Source organism: Sphingobacterium lumbrici (assembly GCF_006476045.1).
GTDB classification, from domain to species: Bacteria; Bacteroidota; Bacteroidia; order Sphingobacteriales; family Sphingobacteriaceae; genus Sphingobacterium; species Sphingobacterium lumbrici.
The window spans coordinates 436,003-455,230 of the sequence record NZ_SRZY01000011.1 but is presented as its reverse complement, the minus strand read 5'-3'; the positions used below and the strand labels follow the sequence as shown (position 1 = coordinate 455,230).

General features: G+C 38.7%; 14 protein-coding genes. 5 read left to right on the top strand and 9 right to left on the bottom strand.

Going from position 1 to position 19,228, the window contains the following annotated elements; genetic code table 11:
• Nucleotides 1-15: 15 nt before the first annotated feature.
• Both E4F24_RS04145 and E4F24_RS04140 read right to left on the bottom strand, forming a co-directional pair.
• On the bottom strand, nucleotides 16-3,021 hold the full coding sequence (locus E4F24_RS04145) for a TAT-variant-translocated molybdopterin oxidoreductase (protein WP_140937401.1): 3,006 nt from the start codon (nucleotides 3,019-3,021) through the stop codon (nucleotides 16-18).
• Nucleotides 3,022-3,059: 38 nt separating this feature from the next.
• Nucleotides 3,060-4,340, bottom strand: a complete 1,281-nt coding sequence (locus tag E4F24_RS04140) for a c-type cytochrome (RefSeq protein WP_140937400.1) — start codon at nucleotides 4,338-4,340, stop codon at nucleotides 3,060-3,062.
• A gap of 429 nt (nucleotides 4,341-4,769) precedes the next feature.
• On the opposite strand from E4F24_RS04140, the gene E4F24_RS04135 reads away from it, so the two are divergent.
• Nucleotides 4,770-5,234: a methionine-R-sulfoxide reductase gene (locus E4F24_RS04135; protein ID WP_394344452.1), complete on the top strand. Its 465-nt coding sequence runs from the start codon at nucleotides 4,770-4,772 to the stop codon at nucleotides 5,232-5,234.
• A 16-nt stretch (nucleotides 5,235-5,250) separates the two neighbouring features.
• Here E4F24_RS04135 and E4F24_RS04130 read toward each other — a convergent pair whose 3' ends face one another.
• Entirely contained in the window at nucleotides 5,251-6,240 is a 990-nt protein-coding gene (locus E4F24_RS04130; RefSeq protein WP_140937398.1) for a LacI family DNA-binding transcriptional regulator, read from the bottom strand.
• Between the two features lie 387 nt (nucleotides 6,241-6,627).
• Here E4F24_RS04130 and E4F24_RS04125 point away from each other — a divergent pair, with 387 nt between their 5' ends.
• Both E4F24_RS04125 and E4F24_RS04120 read left to right on the top strand, forming a co-directional pair.
• The gene (locus E4F24_RS04125; RefSeq protein ID WP_317130737.1) at nucleotides 6,628-8,901 is read left to right on the top strand and encodes a GH92 family glycosyl hydrolase; all 2,274 of its coding nucleotides are present in this window, start codon (nucleotides 6,628-6,630) and stop codon (nucleotides 8,899-8,901) included.
• 89 nt (nucleotides 8,902-8,990) lie between these two features.
• Nucleotides 8,991-9,314: a DUF493 domain-containing protein gene (locus tag E4F24_RS04120; RefSeq protein WP_140937395.1), complete on the top strand. Its 324-nt coding sequence runs from the start codon at nucleotides 8,991-8,993 to the stop codon at nucleotides 9,312-9,314.
• Between the two features lie 61 nt (nucleotides 9,315-9,375).
• Here E4F24_RS04120 and E4F24_RS04115 read toward each other — a convergent pair whose 3' ends face one another.
• Nucleotides 9,376-10,197, bottom strand: coding sequence for a glycogen/starch synthase (locus E4F24_RS04115; RefSeq protein ID WP_140937394.1), 822 nt, complete (start codon nucleotides 10,195-10,197; stop codon nucleotides 9,376-9,378).
• 149 nt (nucleotides 10,198-10,346) lie between these two features.
• Between E4F24_RS04115 and panC the strand changes: the two genes are divergently transcribed.
• Nucleotides 10,347-11,195, top strand: a complete 849-nt coding sequence (gene panC / locus E4F24_RS04110; RefSeq protein ID WP_140937393.1) for a pantoate--beta-alanine ligase — start codon at nucleotides 10,347-10,349, stop codon at nucleotides 11,193-11,195.
• Nucleotides 11,196-11,260: 65 nt separating this feature from the next.
• Here the strand turns inward: panC and E4F24_RS04105 are convergent, their stop codons facing one another.
• Both E4F24_RS04105 and E4F24_RS04100 read right to left on the bottom strand, forming a co-directional pair.
• A complete protein-coding gene (locus E4F24_RS04105) occupies nucleotides 11,261-11,851 on the bottom strand; it encodes a DUF4136 domain-containing protein (RefSeq protein WP_140937392.1) in 591 nt (196 codons plus the stop codon).
• A 273-nt stretch (nucleotides 11,852-12,124) separates the two neighbouring features.
• The gene (locus tag E4F24_RS04100; protein ID WP_140937390.1) at nucleotides 12,125-13,768 is read right to left on the bottom strand and encodes an NAD+ synthase; all 1,644 of its coding nucleotides are present in this window, start codon (nucleotides 13,766-13,768) and stop codon (nucleotides 12,125-12,127) included.
• Nucleotides 13,769-13,869: 101 nt separating this feature from the next.
• On the opposite strand from E4F24_RS04100, the gene gldB reads away from it, so the two are divergent.
• Complete coding sequence (gene gldB / locus E4F24_RS04095) at nucleotides 13,870-14,907, top strand: gliding motility lipoprotein GldB (protein ID WP_140937389.1); 1,038 nt, start codon at nucleotides 13,870-13,872, stop codon at nucleotides 14,905-14,907.
• 59 nt (nucleotides 14,908-14,966) lie between these two features.
• On the opposite strand, the gene E4F24_RS04090 is transcribed toward gldB, so the two are convergent.
• The 3 genes from E4F24_RS04090 to E4F24_RS04080 form a co-directional block, all read right to left on the bottom strand.
• The gene (locus tag E4F24_RS04090) at nucleotides 14,967-15,602 is read right to left on the bottom strand and encodes an FKBP-type peptidyl-prolyl cis-trans isomerase (protein ID WP_140937388.1); all 636 of its coding nucleotides are present in this window, start codon (nucleotides 15,600-15,602) and stop codon (nucleotides 14,967-14,969) included.
• A 171-nt stretch (nucleotides 15,603-15,773) separates the two neighbouring features.
• Complete coding sequence (locus E4F24_RS04085; RefSeq protein WP_140937387.1) at nucleotides 15,774-16,436, bottom strand: FKBP-type peptidyl-prolyl cis-trans isomerase; 663 nt, start codon at nucleotides 16,434-16,436, stop codon at nucleotides 15,774-15,776.
• 212 nt (nucleotides 16,437-16,648) lie between these two features.
• Nucleotides 16,649-18,934, bottom strand: coding sequence for a TonB-dependent receptor (locus E4F24_RS04080; protein WP_140937386.1), 2,286 nt, complete (start codon nucleotides 18,932-18,934; stop codon nucleotides 16,649-16,651).
• Nucleotides 18,935-19,228: the final 294 nt, after the last annotated feature.

The following is a 19,228-nucleotide window of genomic DNA, read 5'->3' as shown; positions in this document are numbered from 1 at the left end:
AGATATTGAATAAAATTACGCTTCAAATGTATTTCTTACTTTAGTCATATAACCGATGTTCGGCTGAACATTGATTTCTTCCAATACGTAGTAAACACGCTCATTGCGTAGTGCTTTTGAAACTTCTGATTCCGGATCGTTTGCGTCACCGAAGATAATAGCATTTGCAGAACATGCTGCTTGACATGCCATTTTCACATCGCCATCTTTCAATTTACGATTTTCGATTTTCGCCTGCAATTTACCACCTTGAATACGTTGTATACACATTGAACATTTTTCCATCACCCCACGAGAACGTGTCGTTACGTCTGGGTTCAACACCAATTGTGTAAACTCGTTATTTAAGTAATTGTCGAAACGTGAATCATTCCAGTAGTTAAACCAGTTGAAACGACGCACTTTATATGGACAGTTGTTCGCACAGTAACGTGTACCGAAACAACGGTTGTAAGCCATGTGATTAAGACCTTCTGAAGAGTGAACAGTCGCCAATACCGGACAAACAGTTTCACATGGAGCATGCTCACAGTGTTGACACAACATCGGTTGGTGCACCACTGTTACATTTTCGAAATCTTGGATATCCGCGATCTCTTTCTCTTTTGTGAATTTAGTACCGTTTTCTTCGATCGTATAATAACGGTCAATACGTAACCAATGCATTTCACGACGACGGCGTACCTCGTCACGTCCTACAACCGGAATATTATTTTCCACGTTACAAGCTACGATACATGAACCACAACCTGTACACGCGTTCAAGTCAATCGCCATCACCCATTTGTGACCCGGTTGCTCAAATTTATTCCATAGATCATACGTTTTATGCGAATCTGCAAAACGACCTGACTCTGAATTCGGATCTTTTAAATATTTAGCGAAAGTAGTTTCGCGGATAATATTACGGCCTTCAATCGTATGATGTGTTTGTGTCTGTGCTAATTCGTAAGTACCGGCAGCTTTAGAAACTTTAGCTTGTGCAGCCAATTGTACAGTACCGTTTACCAAGCTTGCTAATGGGAAAGCATTCTTTCCAACTTCATTACCGGCTTTGCCTACTTTCGTGCGACCGTATCCCAATGCAACCGAAACCGTACGCATAGTCTGACCTGGTTGCAACACAACCGGTAGATCAATAGATTGACCATTTGCTTCGACAGTAACTTTACCGTTTTCGCCTAAGCCTAACTCTTCTGCAAATTTAGGATTAATGGCTGCGTAGTTATCCCAAGTTACTTTAGATACAGGATCAGGTAACTCTTGTAGATATGCGTTATTTGCATAACGTCCGTCACGCATTACAGTAGATTCATATAATTTTAATTCTACCTCTCCGGCAATTTTCTTGCTATCGCTTACGATAGCAGAAGCTACCGCATTCACATCTACATTAGCCGAATACGAAGAACCTGTGGCCGAACCTTTATATACGAAGCCAGCTTGCAACACATCTTTCCATACTTTACCCGTACCTGGAAGAATATTGGTTTCCCAATTCAATTTTACAAAGTCGTAAACAGAAGTTGTATCTCCAGCCCATACCAACAAGCTTTGCTCAGCTTGTCTGGTGTTGAATACCGGATTGATAGTAGGTTGTACTATTGTAAATAATCCTTCTTTGGCAGAAGCATCACCCCAAGATTCTAAGAATGTAGAAGCCGGCGCGATCGCTTTTAATTCCGACGCAGTTTCATCCGCACGATCAGCGAAAGACAAGCTAAAGTCTACCTTCGCTAAAGCAGCTTTCACATCAGCAACGTTGAAGTAATCGTAAATCGGATTGCTGTTCAAGAAAAATGCTACCCCTACCTGACCAGCCTTAGCCGCTGTCAAGAATTGTTGGAAAGCGGCATCTGAACCCTGATATTGTTTAGAATAATTATCTAAGTCAATAATTGCACCGTAAGCACCCAATAGTGTATTGATCGCATTGACTAATGCCTGCGTATTTACATCATTCGATCCCGCTACGACTACAGCTGCACCTTTTGCATTGGCTAATTCTTTAGCTGCTAATTTGATAGCAGTTTGCGCTTTTGCATTGGTCGTACCACCTGCTACGTTCTGACCGCTGATCTCATTATATAACGCGATTAAAACAGCACCTTCTTCCGACGGCTTAATAGCGATACGCACGTCAGCATTAGATCCTGTCATGCTCAATCCTGATTCGAACTGAATATGGCGTGACATTTTACCATTTTTCAATGATTTATAGTCACGGTTTTTAATATAATCTTGTGTATGTTCTTCACCTGCCAACCAAGATCCTAAGAAATCAGCTGCTACCGAAACCACAACTTGCGCATTCGCAAAATGGTACGAAGGAATTACCTCCTTACCAAATGAATTTCTATTCGCTTCGATAATACCACTATAGGAAATCGCATCAACCTGAATATGAGAAGTTGTAGGATATTTGGCCACCAATTTCGCTATCGCAGCTAAGGTTGTCGGTGAATTTACGGTATTCGAAACAATTGTAATCTGCTTTCCTGCAGCTGAAGCTTTGTCCAAAGACGCAATAACGGTACTGTCTAATTTAGACCATTCGACATCTTTACCCCCAATTTGTGGATTCTGTAATTTGGACATATCGTATAAATCCAAAACAGACGCGACTGTAGGCGCATCAGTTCCCTGATTTAAGCCAATTGCATTCGGATTAGCTTCAATCGAAATAGGACGACCTTCACGTGTCCTTACCAATACACTCTGTCCATTAAAAGAGGAAGCATAGAAATTAGGTATACCCGGTGTAACTTCTTCCGGCTTAATAACATAAGGCACCGCCTTATGAATAGGTGTACGATTACAAGCTGCCAATGTAACAGCTCCTAAACCGAATCCTAAAGCTTTTAAAAAGTCACGTCGTGGCGTTCTTGTACTTAAACCTGCTTCATTTAATACATCTTCTACAGGAATAGGTTCAGCAAACTCCCCCTTATTGCTTTCTACGAAAGCAGGAGTTTGATTTAACTCTTCTAAACCTTTCCAATATTTTTTATTGCTATCCATTTAAGCTGTATATAAGATTGCGTTTTCCTAATTAATTATTAATAGTGACATTTTCCACATTCCAGACCACCGATCATGGCTGCAGTCATTTTCTCACCCTTTTTCAATTTTTCGTGCGCTTCAATCAACTGATCGTAGTATGCATTATCCGCATTCACTTCAGTAGTCTTGTGACATTCCACACACCATTTCATCGTCAACGGAGAATATTGATACACCTCTTCCATAGTCTCTATCGGACCGTGACATGTTTGACATTCTACACCTGCCACAGAAACGTGTTGTGAGTGATTGAAATAAGCAAAGTCTGGAAGATTATGAATCCTCACCCATTCGATAGGTCTTGGATTATTACCGTATTCGCGTGTATCCGGATTAAAATCTACCGCACGGTATAATTTTGCGATCTCCGGAGAAAGCTCTCCATTATAGTGATCCGAGGCTGTTATGGTGTTATGACAGTTCATACACACGTTCGCTGAAGGGATTGAGGCATTCTTCGATTTAAATGCTCCCCCGTGACAGTATTGACAGTCGATTTGATTTACACCTGCGTGGATTTGATGCGAGAATTTAATCGGTTGTACAGGCTGATAACCTTCATGCACACCTATGTTCCACATGGTACGCCATCCTACTACCGCCAACAAAGCAACTAGCATTAACACCGCAAAACCTACCAGCTTTTTGTTTTTCAAAAATGCTTTTGCAAATTTTGCATTAGAACTTTCCACATGCGCCTCTTCGTGAGCCTGCGCTGCTTGAATAGCTGCTTGGTTACTAATAAGCACTTTTTCCAACGTACGGGTTACACGATTTAAAACAACCACAACACCGATTGCCAGAATCAGAATCGCCACCAAACCAAAGATCATGAAGCTATTAGCACCACTACTTTGCGCAGAACCGGCAGCAACCGGACTAGATGCCTTTTCCGCTAACTTAACTTCTTCATCTTGTACATAAGCGATAATACTTTTAATTTGGTCATCTGACAAATGCGTAAACGCAGTCATTGCCATTTTATTGTACTCATCGTAAATCGCGACAGCCGCAGCATCGCCAGCGTCAATCATTGCTTTAGAATTTTTGATCCAGCTAACCAACCACTCTTCAGAGTGTCTCTCTGACATCCCGGCTAAAGCAGGACCTGTTACTTTCTTGTCAATCTTGTGACACGTTGTACAATTTGCTTTAAAGAGGGCGGCACCTTCCTTTACATCCTGAGCATTTGATGTCATTGTAACGGCAAACAACAATACCAAACTGATCGATATTGACTTCGCAAGTCTTCCCAAAACGGATGAGATATTTCTCATATTTAGCACTTTATACTATTTATTTATGAATATAAAAATTACTTAACCTAATTGCTATGTGTAATTCTCCCACAAAACAATGCACAAAAGTATAACTATTTAGGTAATCAGTGACAATTTAATGACGCAAATTGTCAATTTAAATTCATTCTAAATAATTTAATTATACATCCATTTAAGCCATTAAAACCCTCCTAAGGAAATGTTTTATTGATATCTTATGCTAAGAAGAAATGAAAATTTTAAAAAATGACATCAGTAAAATCATGATATATTAAAAATCATTTTTACCATCTGCTATTATTCGTAATTTAGTATTTTATAGAATATTCCGATTTTGCGACAAACAAAACCTACGGTAAATATCTTATCTCATCACATGAGCGCTTTAGCCATTTATAAAAATCTGTTAAATAAATAATAATGCACATGAATTTGTTTATTTTTAATCTGATATTAGGATTAATATTAAGTACCTGCACGAATAGCCCTTCACAATCAGTACAACAACACATGAGCGATACGACAAAATACAACAAGTTAACACCAGAAGAAGAATACATAATTTTACATAAAGGGACAGAGAGGCCTTTTACGGGCGACCTAATAGACAACAAGAAAAAAGGCACGTATATATGTAAACGGTGTGATGCCCCCCTTTATCATTCAGAAGATAAATTTGAGTCACACTGTGGTTGGCCGAGTTTTGACGATGAAATTTCTGGCGCAGTACAACGCATAGCCGATGTCGATGGCAGAAGAACAGAAATACTTTGTAAAAAATGTGGAGGTCATTTAGGCCATGTATTTCTTGGGGAAGGTTTTACCGCAAAAAACACACGACACTGCGTAAATTCTCTTTCAATGAAATTCGTCCCTATCAAAGAAAAATAAGATAAGGACAATAACACTAGCTTCCGACTTTCAACTCACAAGGGATAACAATATGTTGACATCCTTTGCTTTTGCCATTGATTTCGGAAATTAATATCTGTATAATATGATCTGAGATACCCTTTATATCTTGTGCCAGCGATATCACGGGAGTTTGAAATAGCGAAAAGACTACATGGTCATCAAAAGACACTATTTTATCTATACTTAACTTATACTTTTTAATTGCTTTGAGTCCGGCTATTGCAATATAATTCGTTGCAAAGAAAACGGCATCTAACTTGTTATCGACAATAAAATCACGTACCAGATCAATCGTTACCTCGGCAGGTTGGTCAACTTGAAGTTTCTTAATGACCGCATCCCTACCCAGCTCATCCATAGCCTGCATATAACCATCCAAACGACTACGCATCTGTGTTTGTGCAGAATTGATCGTAAGCATACCAACTTTTGTAGCCTTTAGATCCTCCAATAAGTATTTGGACCCCATATAAGCTCCTTGTTTATTCTCCGACACCACGTAATTGGTATCTAAATCTTCTAAAAAGCGATCAAATAGTACAACGGGGACATTATTTTTGAGTAAGTTACTAATCACTCCGGAAAGCCCTTCAGTAGGTGCAATGATAAAGCCATCAATCTGTCTGTCATGAAAAAGCTGAATAAGCTCCTTAGCCCTATTCACATCGTTATTCATACTACAATATAAAATATGGTATCCATGATCGTACGCTTTCTGCTCAATCTGCTTCGCGATATTTGCAAAAAAAATATTGGAAATATCCTCTACAAGCAGCCCTAATGTTTTTGATTTACCTGTGCGAAGGCTTTTAGCTAACTGATTAGGTTTATACCCTACGTTCTTCACATATTCCAATACTCGACGTGTCAACGCATCGCTTATTCTTTTTTCTTTCGCTTTATCGTTCAATATAAATGAAACAGTTGTGACGGATATCCCTAGATTTTTGGCTATATCGCTAATAGACAATCTTTTTTTCATGAATGAAGGTGTATTTGTAACCACGGTAATTTAACAAGGCACAATCTACTAAAATTTAACAATAATTTTAGCTAAAATATATTTTTATATTTTACTAAAAGGTTTTATCTTTCCCTACTTTAGTTACGCACACATTACAATAATCCGTTGTGCATTACTTTTTATTTTGTCATCCTGGCGCTAGGAATTGCGAAGCAATCATGCCACAGTTAAATGTAAATACATGTGAATAACGATCTAAAAGCTAATTTAACAAGACTTTAGACACTTATTCGTTAGCGTTCATTCTTAAAGGCACTCATGAACTTGCTACGCTCGGCTTAGCAAGCCTTACGATGACATTCAAAACACATTATGATATCATAATGCACAACGGATTACGACACTATTTTTCAGATGATTAGATTAAAAAAAATATCTCTTACTTTGTTTATATGCGGCCTGATCAGCTACACCGCCATCGCACAAGTACCATACACCCAGTATGTAGATCCGTTTATAGGTACAGGTGGCCACGGCCATACATATCCTGGAGCTACAGCTCCGTTTTCCTTGGTACAGCTATCACCGGATAATGGCAAAAATGGCTGGGACTGGGTCAGCGGTTATCATATATCTTCCGATTCGATTGCCGGATTCAGTCACATGCACTTGAGCGGAACAGGTATTGGCGATTGGCTAGACATTGCCGTAATGCCAATGTTAGCTCCTATTTCACAAGAAAAAATAGATACACGTCAAAAATTCTCTCACAAGCACGAAAAAGCAAGCCCTGGATATTATGAAGTCAAATTCGACAACGGTATTCAAACAAAGTTAACAAGCACCGAACGCGTAGGATTCCATGAGTACATATTCCCGTCCAACACGAACTCGCCTACAATAAGGATTGATCTAGGACATTCCTACAATTGGGATGCTCCGATATCGACACGTCTAGAAATCATCAACGATAGTACCATTATAGGTCACCGATATTCGTATGGTTGGGCGAACAGACAACATATTTACTTTGCGCTACGAACCTCACAACCCATAGCTGATTACCTCCTCAACGGCACTAAAACACCTCCATTCGATCCCGTTATTGAAATGACAAACAACAGTTCAAAAGGTGGACCGAAATCCGTAAATGCTCAACTAATATTTAATGCGTTATCCAATATAAAAATTAAGGTTGCTTTGTCAACAACAAATACAAGCAAGGCACTTGCCGCACTTCAGGAAATACCGCATTGGAATTTTGATCAGGTGCAATATGACGCCAACGCTAAATGGGAAAAAGAATTAGCAAAAATAAAAGTAGAAACCAAGGATGAAAATCTAAAACGTGTATTTTACTCTGCATTGTACCATACCGCGATATCCCCAACACTATATTCAGACGAAGATGGCGAATACAAAAATTACAAAGGTGACGTACTTCGCATGCCAAATGGGGCCCAACGCTATACTTTATTTTCACTTTGGGACACCTTTCGCGCATTGAAACCACTATTTACCATTACACAACCCGAAAAATATAGCGACATATTAAATAGCATGCTTTCCTTCTACGATGAGAACGGACTATTGCCGGTATGGGATTTAAGCACATTCGAAACCAATACCATGACCGGCTATCACGCTATCCCCGTTTTAGCAGATGCCATTCTTAAAAACTGGCCGGGAGTAGATGCGGAACGTGCCTACCAAGCCATGCGTGCAAGCGCTTTTCAACAAATACGTGAGGTTCCGGCTTATATTGAATATGGTTATGTACCCCAGGATGTCAACGGCGGCAGTGTAACCAAAACATTGGAATATGCCTTCGACGATTATTGCATTTCATTAGTAGCCCAAAAGCTTGGAAAACACGAAGATTACCAACTTTTTACCAAACGGGCAAAAAGTTATACGCATCACTTTGATCCACAATCCGGATTTATGCGGGCCAAGTTCAAAAACGGCAAATTTGTCGAACCATTTGATCCATTTTATTCTGAGCACGACTTTGACAAGAGTCAATATATTGAGGGAAATGCCTGGCAACATTCATTTTTTGTACCACACGACATTAGAGGGTTGGCTAAATTATTTCCAAAGAAGAACGGATTGAATAATATGCTTGATGCACTGTTTTCCGCACCTTCCTATATGACCGGCGAAAACCAATCACCCGACGCCAGCGGATTCATTGGCCAGTATGCCCATGGAAACGAACCCAGCCATCATATTGCCTATATGTATAGCTACATTGGGGAAGCATGGAAAACACAGGAAAAAATCCGGCAAATCGTGGATTCTATGTATCACGATCGTCCAGATGGCTATGCTGGTAACGAAGATGCCGGACAAATGAGCGCTTGGGCAGTATGGTCAATGATGGGCCTATATCCCGCTTCTCCGGTAGGCGGCGAATATGTATTCGGCAGTCCATCACTAGATAAAGCTACGATTACCATGCCGAATAACAAACTATTCACCATAGTAGCAAACAACAATTCGTCCAAAAATAGCTACATTAAATCCATTACGCTCAATGGCAGGCCTTACCACAAAATTTTCATTACACACGATGAAATGCTCAAGGGAGGTGAATTGGTTTTTGAGATGTCTAACAAGCCGAATAAAAAGTTAGGAAGAAACAAAGCAAGCTGGCCTACATCAATGGAGAATTAAACAGAAAAGCAGCGACGAAATGTCGCCTTTTTCTACTAACATTAAAAAGGTACATTTATTGCTAACAATTATAAAAGGAGACACATAAAATGGCTGATTTAAATAACATAAAAATACAAGACATGCCCGGAGATAATGAGGGCACGGACTTCTACGAAAATTTTAGACAAAAATTGATCGATGTAGAAACATTCCCTTCCCTATATGTTTTCAAATTTATAGCACCAGCGTCAATCGAAACAAAGCAACAAATAGAAAAACTTTTTGATCACCCCAGCACGAAAATTTCTACCAAAGATTCCAAAACCGGAAAATACAACTCATTTACCATTGAAACTTTCGTCAACACAGCCGATCAAGTAATCGCCTATTATAAAGCGGTTGCTAAAATAGATCGTGTAATTATGTTATAAAGAAAGGAGCCGACTCTCATAGCTGAGAGTCGGCTCCTTTCTTTTAATCAACCTTTAATTATTAAGCTTCTACCTCTTCAGGGGCAAACTCTTCATACAATGTAGAAAATGATTCATAATCATCATCTCCATTTGGCGTAAACACTCTAATTTTTTGTTCTTCAATAAATTGAAGAACATCGGTATTGATATCACTATCATTGATGACAGCTACATCAGTATAAGTCAAAGCACCTTTATACAAATCGACATAGCTACCCGAACCGTAGACTGCAGTATCTTCTGCATGTACATCTTCCTGTGTAGGCATTTCGCTATATTTTGCACTCAATGTATCTGCACCAAAGTCCTCCTTGTATAGAGAATAAAACACTTTCGCATCTTTAAATGTCGGGTCTTCGTGGTACACCTTTTTCAAGTATAAGGGCACCATAGCTGAAAACCAACCATGACAGTGTACTACATCAGGAGACCACCCCAGCTTCTTCACTGTCTCCAACACACCTTTTCCAAAAAATAACGAACGCTCGTTATTATCATCAAAAAATTTACCGCTTTCATCGCGGAAAACCTTTTTACGCTGGAAATACTCTTCATTATCCAGAAAATAAACCTGCATACGTGCAGCTGGTAATGAAGCTACCTTAATAATCAATGGATTATCATTATTGTCTACCACAATATTCATTCCCGACAACCTTATCACCTCGTGAAGACGATTTCTGCGCTCATTAATATTACCAAAGCGAGGCATTAAAATACGGATTTCAAATCCCTTTTCCTGCATGGCTTGAGGTAACTGACGTGTAATTTCAGAAATTTTACTTATTTCAAGGAAAGGCGACATCTCGTGGGTAATAAACAATATTTTCGTTTTTGCCATCTCCAATTGCTTTTTTTATTAATAGAATATAAAAATCAGTAGCACAAAGGTACGTAAATTATCTGGATTTTACAATTTATTAAAAACCATGGTTTTATAATTACAAAATTATTATGCAACTTTACTTCCATTTTTAGAATTAGAAATACGTGCAAATTTTCAACACAAAAAGCAGTCTTCAACATTATCTTCAACATATCCGTGAAGATCGTAAAACCATTACTTTAGTCCCTACTATGGGCGCATTACACGAAGGGCATCTGTCTCTTATCCGACAGGCCGGGCAATCAGGTGATATTACCGTATGTAGTATTTTTGTCAATCCAACCCAATTTAATGACCCAAAAGATCTGGAGAAATACCCCAGACCACTGGGAAATGACATCGCTTTATTGGAATCGACTTCCTGTGATGTGTTATTTTTGCCCTCGGTCGAAGAAATGTATCCCGATCCCGATGAAAATTGGCACCTAGACTTGGGAAATCTGGAAACGATTTGGGAAGGCGAACACCGCCCCGGACACTTTCAGGGTGTAACACAGATCGTATATAAGCTATTTAACTTGGTAAAGCCCGATTTCGCATGCTTTGGTCAAAAAGATTTTCAACAGGTCATGGTCGTGCAGAAAATGATCGATATAAAACAACTGCTCATAAAACTCATCATTTGTCCCATTATACGCGATAAACATGGCTTGGCGCTTAGTTCTCGTAATATGCGACTCTCCGCTGAAGGGAAAGAAAAGGCATTAGTTCTTTCTAAATCACTCCAGTGTGCAAAGGCAAATTTTAAATCCAAAACCATCGATGAATTAACCCGGCTCGGAAAAGATATCATCCAAGCTGAAGAAGATGTAACGCTAGAATATTTCGCCATCTGTGAAACAAGAACATTGCAACAGACTAAAGAGCTTCATTCAGATAAAGAATATGTAGCTTTGGTTGTAGCCTGGGTTGAAGACGTACGGTTGATAGATAATATGCTGCTAAACGAATAGCCTCGCTTCATCGAAAAAAATGTCCTTTGGATTGCTGTCTATTTAAAACGAAGGATTTAATTAATTTACTTAACAGATTTTAGCGGGTACTCTTTCATAATACCTGACACAATTTTAGGCAAATTATTAATTGCTTTTTCAGGTATATCTACTTCTCCTGTACCCCGTGCTTGCCAGATTACACTATTACTTTTACGATCTACGGCTTCTAATATGATATGTCCATAGCGTACCTTCTCTTTAGCGACAGGATGAGAAAATCCCATAACCATTCCCCAACCACCATAGAATCCCCACGGTCTATAGCCCCACGGTCCGCCCCATCCCCATGGGCTACCCCAATAGGAATTACCGTAAACTAAGCGACTTCTATTATTCACAATGACAATATATCGAAACAATATATCCGGATTTTCTTTGGAATATGTTAATCCTCTAGCTTCTAATTCCTTATTTGCTGTTGTAAGAATATTTCCTTTCGCAATATCATTATTAAAATAATCTTTGGATAGCGAATCTACCGGAGGCAACCATCCGTAAGTTTTATATTGGCTGAAATCTAGATTTTGTACGCGAGTGGTGTGGTACTTTTGGGATGAACACGAACTCACGATGATCAAAGCCAAGCACGAAACAAAAAATAATAACTTTTTCATATTATAAATATAAATAATATACTAAAACACCCCATTGTACATTATATCCTTCATTTTGTCATCCTTAGATCAGGAACGACCGAAATTATACGTTAACGAACCTTTAGATACTTATTCATTTGCGTTTTTTCTTAAAGACACCCATGAACTCGATACACTTGGTTCGACAGACCTCAATATGACATCTAAAAACATGATGAAGCACAATGTACAATGCGCTAAAACACTTATTTTCTTTAGCATTAGACCTCTGTTGTGTATAAAGGTTTAATGTTAAAACGGATATTTTGCAACCAATGGCATAGATCTTCCCACACCAAAAGCTTTAGGACTTACCCGGAGTATTGGCGGTGATTGAAATCGTTTAAATTCAGCATTACCTAACATATTAACAACTTGCTGCACCAATACTTCTTCAAAGCCTAATTTAACAACTTCACTACCGGATTTTTCTAATTCAACTAGTTGAAATAAGATCGCATCTAGTAGATCGTAAGGCGGAAGAGAGTCCGAATCTTTTTGCCCTGGCCGCAGTTCTGCCGAAGGAGGTTTTACGATCGTATTCAAGGGGATAATTTCGCGATTACAATTTATATATTCAGCAAGTTCATAAATTTGTGTCTTATACAGATCACCAATTACAGCCAGTGATCCCGCCATATCACCATATAAGGTGCCGTAGCCTACTGCTGATTCGCTCTTGTTAGAGGTATTTAACAGAATATGCCCAAATTTATTGGATAGCGCCATTAGCAGTGTTCCACGTGTACGTGCCTGTATATTTTCTTCCGTAATATTGAGTTGCAAGCCTGTAAAAGCTCCACTTAAAGTGTTTTCAAATGCCGATGCAATATCTTTTATGGGGAGGATAAGTTGCTCGCAACCCGTATTTCGCACCAAATCAAGCGCATCTTTGAGGGAATGATCGGAAGAGTAAATAGATGGCATGAGTACGGCCAACACATTTTTGGCTCCTAATGCTTCGATGGCTAAGGCCGCTACTACGGCCGAATCTATTCCGCCCGATAAGCCTAATACGGCTTTCTGGAAACCGGATTTAGAAAAATAATCTCGCAAGCCAAGTATAAGGGCATCGTGAATTAGTGAAATTTCAGTAGCTTCCGGTTTTTCTTCGTATCTTTCTGTTGCTTGCAGCTTTCCCTTATCAAAAGTGACATATCGAACGTCTTCTCCGAATTTCTTTAATTCCACGATGATCTCTCCATGTTGATTCAGTGCAACCGAACGCCCATCAAAAATGATATCGGCATGTGCTCCGATTTGATTGACGTAGATCAGCGGCGCATGTGCTTTGAGTACATTACGTTGTAATACATTTACCCTATTTTTAAAATGGGTATAAGAAAAAGGCGAAGCCGCAATATTGACAATTAAATCAGGGGCTTCCAGAGCAAGTTCGCTCATCAGATCTCCTACATAAGAATTGTCTCCGTCATCGTCCCATAGATCTTCACAAACTGTTAATGCAACCTTTAAATCACCCATTTGAATACACTGCAAGTTGTCGTTGGGTTGAAAATGACGATATTCATCAAACACATCGTAATTTGGCAACAGGGATTTTTTATAAAAATTTACGACTTGCCCTTTGCTGATATATACCGCAGCGTTGAATAATTTTTTTCCCTCTCCGGTTGTGTTTGTCAAAGGCGCGCCGATCACACAGTCAATATCCTGACAATGCGTCGCGATAAGGTTTATACTACGTTTGCATTCTTCTATAAAAACGACATTTCGTAAAAGATCCTTGGCCGGATATCCGCCAATAGCCAATTCGGCAAAGACGATTAAATCAGCACCTTGGGATTTTGCTTCTTGTATTGCGTCGATTATTTTTCCATTGTTTTTTTCAAAATTCCCAATATGATAATTTAGTTGTGCTAAGGCTATTTTCATAAATATGCGTTTGATAGAATTAAAGTATTTATATGCTGTTCCAGTAATTTGTAAACAAATTCAAGTTTAACTAAGTTTGTTTGCATAACGGAAACATATAGATGAAACTTAATATAGTACAAATTTATTTCTTTTTTTTAATACTTAGCATGAGTTCATGCTATCAATCCGATACAATAGTTAGACCCGATGTCTCGGACATGGATCTTCAAATCAAGATCGCGCGTTTTGATCAGGAACTTTCGGCTTTAGATACCTCCACTATTCTTCAGAAGAATAGTTATTGGCAGCGACAATATGGTCTATTTTACATCGACTTTATGACCGAAATGCTAGAAGTCGGCCATCCAAAAGATAGTTTGCAGTTGGAATCCATATTGAAAAAGGTATTGATTAAAAAGGATTTTGCAGATCTTTCAACCGCAGTTGCAACCACATTCACGAACCTCGAAAGACAAGAAAAAGAATTGTCACAGGCTTTCAAATATATTAAGTATTATTATCCGGAATATGTACTGCCTCGCTTTATTGCTTTCATCAGTGGTTTTTCATTTCAGACCATTTCCGGCGAAGATTATCTTGGTATTGGATTGGACATGTTTTTGGGGGCTGACTCTGAATTTTATCCGGCACTGATCCAATCGATACCCCGCTATATCTCCCGTCGATTCACACCCGAAAATATAACTCCTCGTGTGATCGAAACAGTACTTCGACAAGAGCTATTTCCACAGCATGACGGAGATGTCAATATGCTGCAGCACATGATATACAATGGCAAAGTGTTGTATGCAATGGATGTCATCCTAGAAGGGGTCGCTGATAGTCTCAAGATAGGTTATACCTCGCGTCAAATGGAATGGATTCAGCGCTATCAAGAAGACGTATGGGCTTGGTTTATTCAAGAAAACCTTTTATACAGTACCGATTATATGGGTGTGCAGAAGTATTTTAGTGAGGCACCTTTTACCCGTGAGTTAGGAGAGAATAGTGAATCTGCACCTAAGCTCGGGTCTTATATCGGTTGGATGATTGTACGAAAATTTATGGAAAGAAACCCTGGGTTGGACTTGAAGCAACTGCTTGCAAAGGATAATGCACAAGATATTCTGGAAGGATCGAAATTTAGAGGGAAGTAGAAAAGCGTGGGCAGATATCTATCTGCCCACGCTTTTCTACTTCCTATAGATAGAATCACTTATTTAATATCAATAACTTCAATTGTAAAGTCTAATGGGGAGTTCTCTGGGATAGTTACTTGACCTTGCTGATCCTTTTTTTCAACGTTATCATAGGCCCAAGGTGAAGATGAAACAAATCTAATCCTGGCTCCTTTTTGTAGGCCAAAAGGTGTTAACCCACCAATATTATATTCGATACCATTTAATTTAATGGATTTCGGAAAAAAGGCAATTTTCCACACCGGAATAACTTGTGCTAAACTAAATGTCGCGGTCTTATCATCTTCGGTCTCATCAAATACCGTTCCATTTAAAAGCTTTCCTGTATATTTTACCGTTACGGTAGGCGCGGCTAAATAGCCATTACTACCAAAAGAATAAGTATAAGAATTTTCTTCGCCCCATTCCGATATATTATACCAAATACCCAACGAATCTATTAACGTTGCTTCTGGAAAATTTTCAGCTACATACGCTGCAAGTATCGGTGCTTGAGTTTCTATTATATTGTCAACTCTAGCTTTTTCGACGGAGTCCTTAATTCGTTGCTCCTCCTTTAATTTATCCATGTCAAAGTCATTGTCTTTTATACAGGATGTAAAAGTTGTTGCCGCAATAGCAAATGCAAATAGTATTTTAAATAAATTCTTCATTCGTGTAATATTACATAATAAATAAACGTCCGACTCATCAGTTTGCTACATCCACATCTTAATAAATTGTTAACAGGTAGATAATGCTAAATGGACACTGAAAGGAAGGGTATAAGCTAAAAAAGCGTCAACAAATACTGCTGACGCTTTCTGTTGTATATTTTGGCTCTTTTATTCGATTGCTAAGACTTCAAATTCATAAATTAGTGGAGAATCTGCCGGGATATCTTTGATATTGGTTCGTGTATCAAAAGCCCAGTATGATGGTGTAACCATACGGAATATACTTCCTTTTTTCAAACCATCTTTTGTCAAACCACCTATTATTTCGTCGTTACCGTTAAAACGGATAGAATAGGGAAAGAATGCGTACACCCAGACATTGTTCATCACATTAAGATTAGGATTGCTGAATGTATAGTCACTGCCGGCTTCATCGGATTGCACCGGAGTTCCATCCAACAAAGTGGCTGTATATTTTATTTTTACTTTGGGCCATATTACTGTGGTTCCATTATCATTTAGTCTATACTCGTAACTATTATCTGTAGGCACTGAACGTTCTTCATACCAAATACCTCTTTTAACCGTTTTACCAAGAAAAGATAGACGGTGTAATACTGTATCCTCAACTGGATTCTCAAATCCTGAATTCTCAAATCCTGAATTCACATATGCTTCAATTAGGATCTTTTGTTCAGTTAGTAACGCATCGACTCTTTTATCTTCTTCCAGGTTAATAGCGTCATAATCCGTATTATCCTTTTTCATACAAGACGTGAAAGTCGTTGCAACAATCGCAAATGTAAATAGTGCTTTAAATAGATTTTTCATATAATGTTATGTCGTTAATATAGCATATAAACGATCTTGTAATCGTAATGCTACATATAATTCGTCAAAATTATAAATTTTTTAACAAATCTGTAGTACTTAAGTACTATTGTTTATGATGAAACGAATTAAATTCAGTATCAAGTAGCAATGCAGTTATAAAAACCATTATACTAATAAAACCCGAATTTCTTCATTCAAGATTACTTAACTTAATGCAAGTTATAGCGGAGTCCCAAAAAGCCTCTTATTCCCTGATTCGGCCCAAAAACGTAAGAGGGGTCAAAGGTTAATCCATAAGGGTTGTCCGAGGTGACCATTGCTTGACCATCGGCATTAAATTGTACATTTTTGTCAAACGGGTCATTCGCTCTGGCTATGATAAAAGGATTACCCTTGTTGGGAGTCCAGTTCAAAAGGTTTTTTACCCCCCCATAAACTTCAATATTTTTTCCAACTGCTTTTGTTAACTGAATGTTTTGAATGCTCCACCAGGGTGAATATTCCTTGCGTGGGTCGGTATCACTCAACAATGGCAAACGCATAGGGCCGTATAGGTTTCCAGTGTAGTCTATAGTAAGTCCGATACTTTTAAAGGTATATCCTACATTCCATGTTCCTGTAAATTTCTCGGTAAATAACTGTCTTGTTTTCTCACCTTCTTCTTTACTGTAAACATCCATAGCAGTAGCACCGGCTAATATTTTCAAGCCATTGGGAAAGACGACATCAAGATTTAACGAAATACCCTGTGAAATAGCATGACCGTCTAAATTATCGTAGATAATCTTTGTCGGATCAGTATCATAATCAGCGATGATTTTGTTGGTAAAATAAGTGTAAAAGGCTGTTGCGTCTATTCCGAAAAGCGTATTACCTGTGTAGATCTTTTTAACAAAATTCAGGTTACCGTTCCAAGAAGTTTCAGGCTTTAGGTCGTTGATAAACACCACATCTCTTGCTCCTGTCAATGCAGCATGATCCTCGGTGAACACATTTGCAACCCTGTAACCGTTACCGAAACCTAAACGCAATATATTATTTTTGTCATCCGAACTCCATTTATAATTGATACGAGGTGTAAGAATACTTCCGTGAAGTGAATTATAGTCGTATCTCATTCCAAGCAGGAATTTGTGGTTGTCGTTGAGTGTGATCTCATCCTGTACAAAAATGCCCGGAAGATTGGTATTGGTAGGTTTATTTTTGTCATTCGTATCGGCAGTAGCAGGTGTATTATCATCATAATAAGTATATCTGTAGGCCAAACCAGTCAACAAATCGTGTCTTCCCAACGCCTTAAACCAAGTTAACTGACCGAAAGCAATTTTTTGATTGGCAATGTAAGACATATTACCGTAGACCGAATTTTGATCGTGGCTATTGGCACTGAACTGGAAAAATATCTTTTCTTTAACAGGAAGCTGGTAGTTACCCATAACCTCCCAACGGCTGGTGTAGACGCTTTCTCCATAAACTTCATCTCCTCCCCTGTATTTCTTTGCCCAGTTCATTTCTCCGCCCCAGCGATCTTCATACACATATCTTCCTGCTAATGTAAATACCCTATTGTCCTTTCGCTCAAAATTCCATTTGTTAAAAATAGATATACGGTTCTGGAGCGTTACATCAGTGAAATTGTCGTTATTATTGTCAATTGGATTGTTGTAATTGAAGTAATTTGCTCCAAGTAATGACTCAGCCTTTTTGCCAACATTGAATTTTGCCGCAAAATCGGCATTAACTTCTGCCCAAGTAGTACCAAAAACATCGGCTGAAATAACAGGTGCGTTACCTGGCTTTTTGGTAATCACATTGATTAGTCCACCAACAGCTTCGCTTCCGTATAAAGTTGAAGCAGGACCTTTTACAATCTCTACACGATCGATAAGAGCCTGCGGTATTCCACTTAACCCATATACGCTCGCTAGTCCACTCACGATGGGCATTCCATCGATTAGGATCATTGTGTACGGACCTTCTAGCCCATTAATATGAATATCTCCTGTGTTACACACATTACAGTTTAATTGCGGCCGAACTCCGTTGATGTTCTGCAAAGCATCAAATAGGGATGGTGTCGGGTTTGCCTTAAAGAATTTAGAAGTATAAACCTCAACCGGAACCGGGCTCTCCAGCTTGGACACTTCTCTCATTGTTCCTGAAACAACCACTTCTTGTAGTTCGCCTGATTTTTCGTTAAGCGTAAAATCTTTTGAAAGCGGCGCACCGTTGATCGTGATGGATTCTTTGTGAAAACCGAAACCAATGTGGTTCAATTCAATTGCCCATGTCCCAGAAGGTACATTTTCCAATTTGTAATTGCCCGCATCATCAGATGACACGCCGATTTTAAGTTTTGGGATACTGACTGATGTAGCTTTAAGCGGTATGCCTTCCGGATCTGTAATTTTACCGGAGATTGTACCTGTTTGAGCATACGTTATAAACCCGATAAATATAATAATTAGTGTAAAAAGTGATTTGAGTCTTGTCATTATTCTTTTGTTATTAATAAATCCGTTATAATTTGTACTTATGCTGTCGGCTTAAATTGTTTTGACAACAAAATAATTTTCTGATTTTAAGCATGTTGGCTAAATTCTCTTACTGAAACCAGAATGCTCAACGGATATGTTGTGTTGTTATAAATAAGTAATAAAGAGGATACGATGTATTCGCCTTATTCTTTGGACTCAACATCCGCAAGCGTTAAGAGCTACAAAGAAATGTGCTTTACATTTATTACAAAATGGCGGTCGTCATATCTGGGCGTATGTCTCTTCATTTAT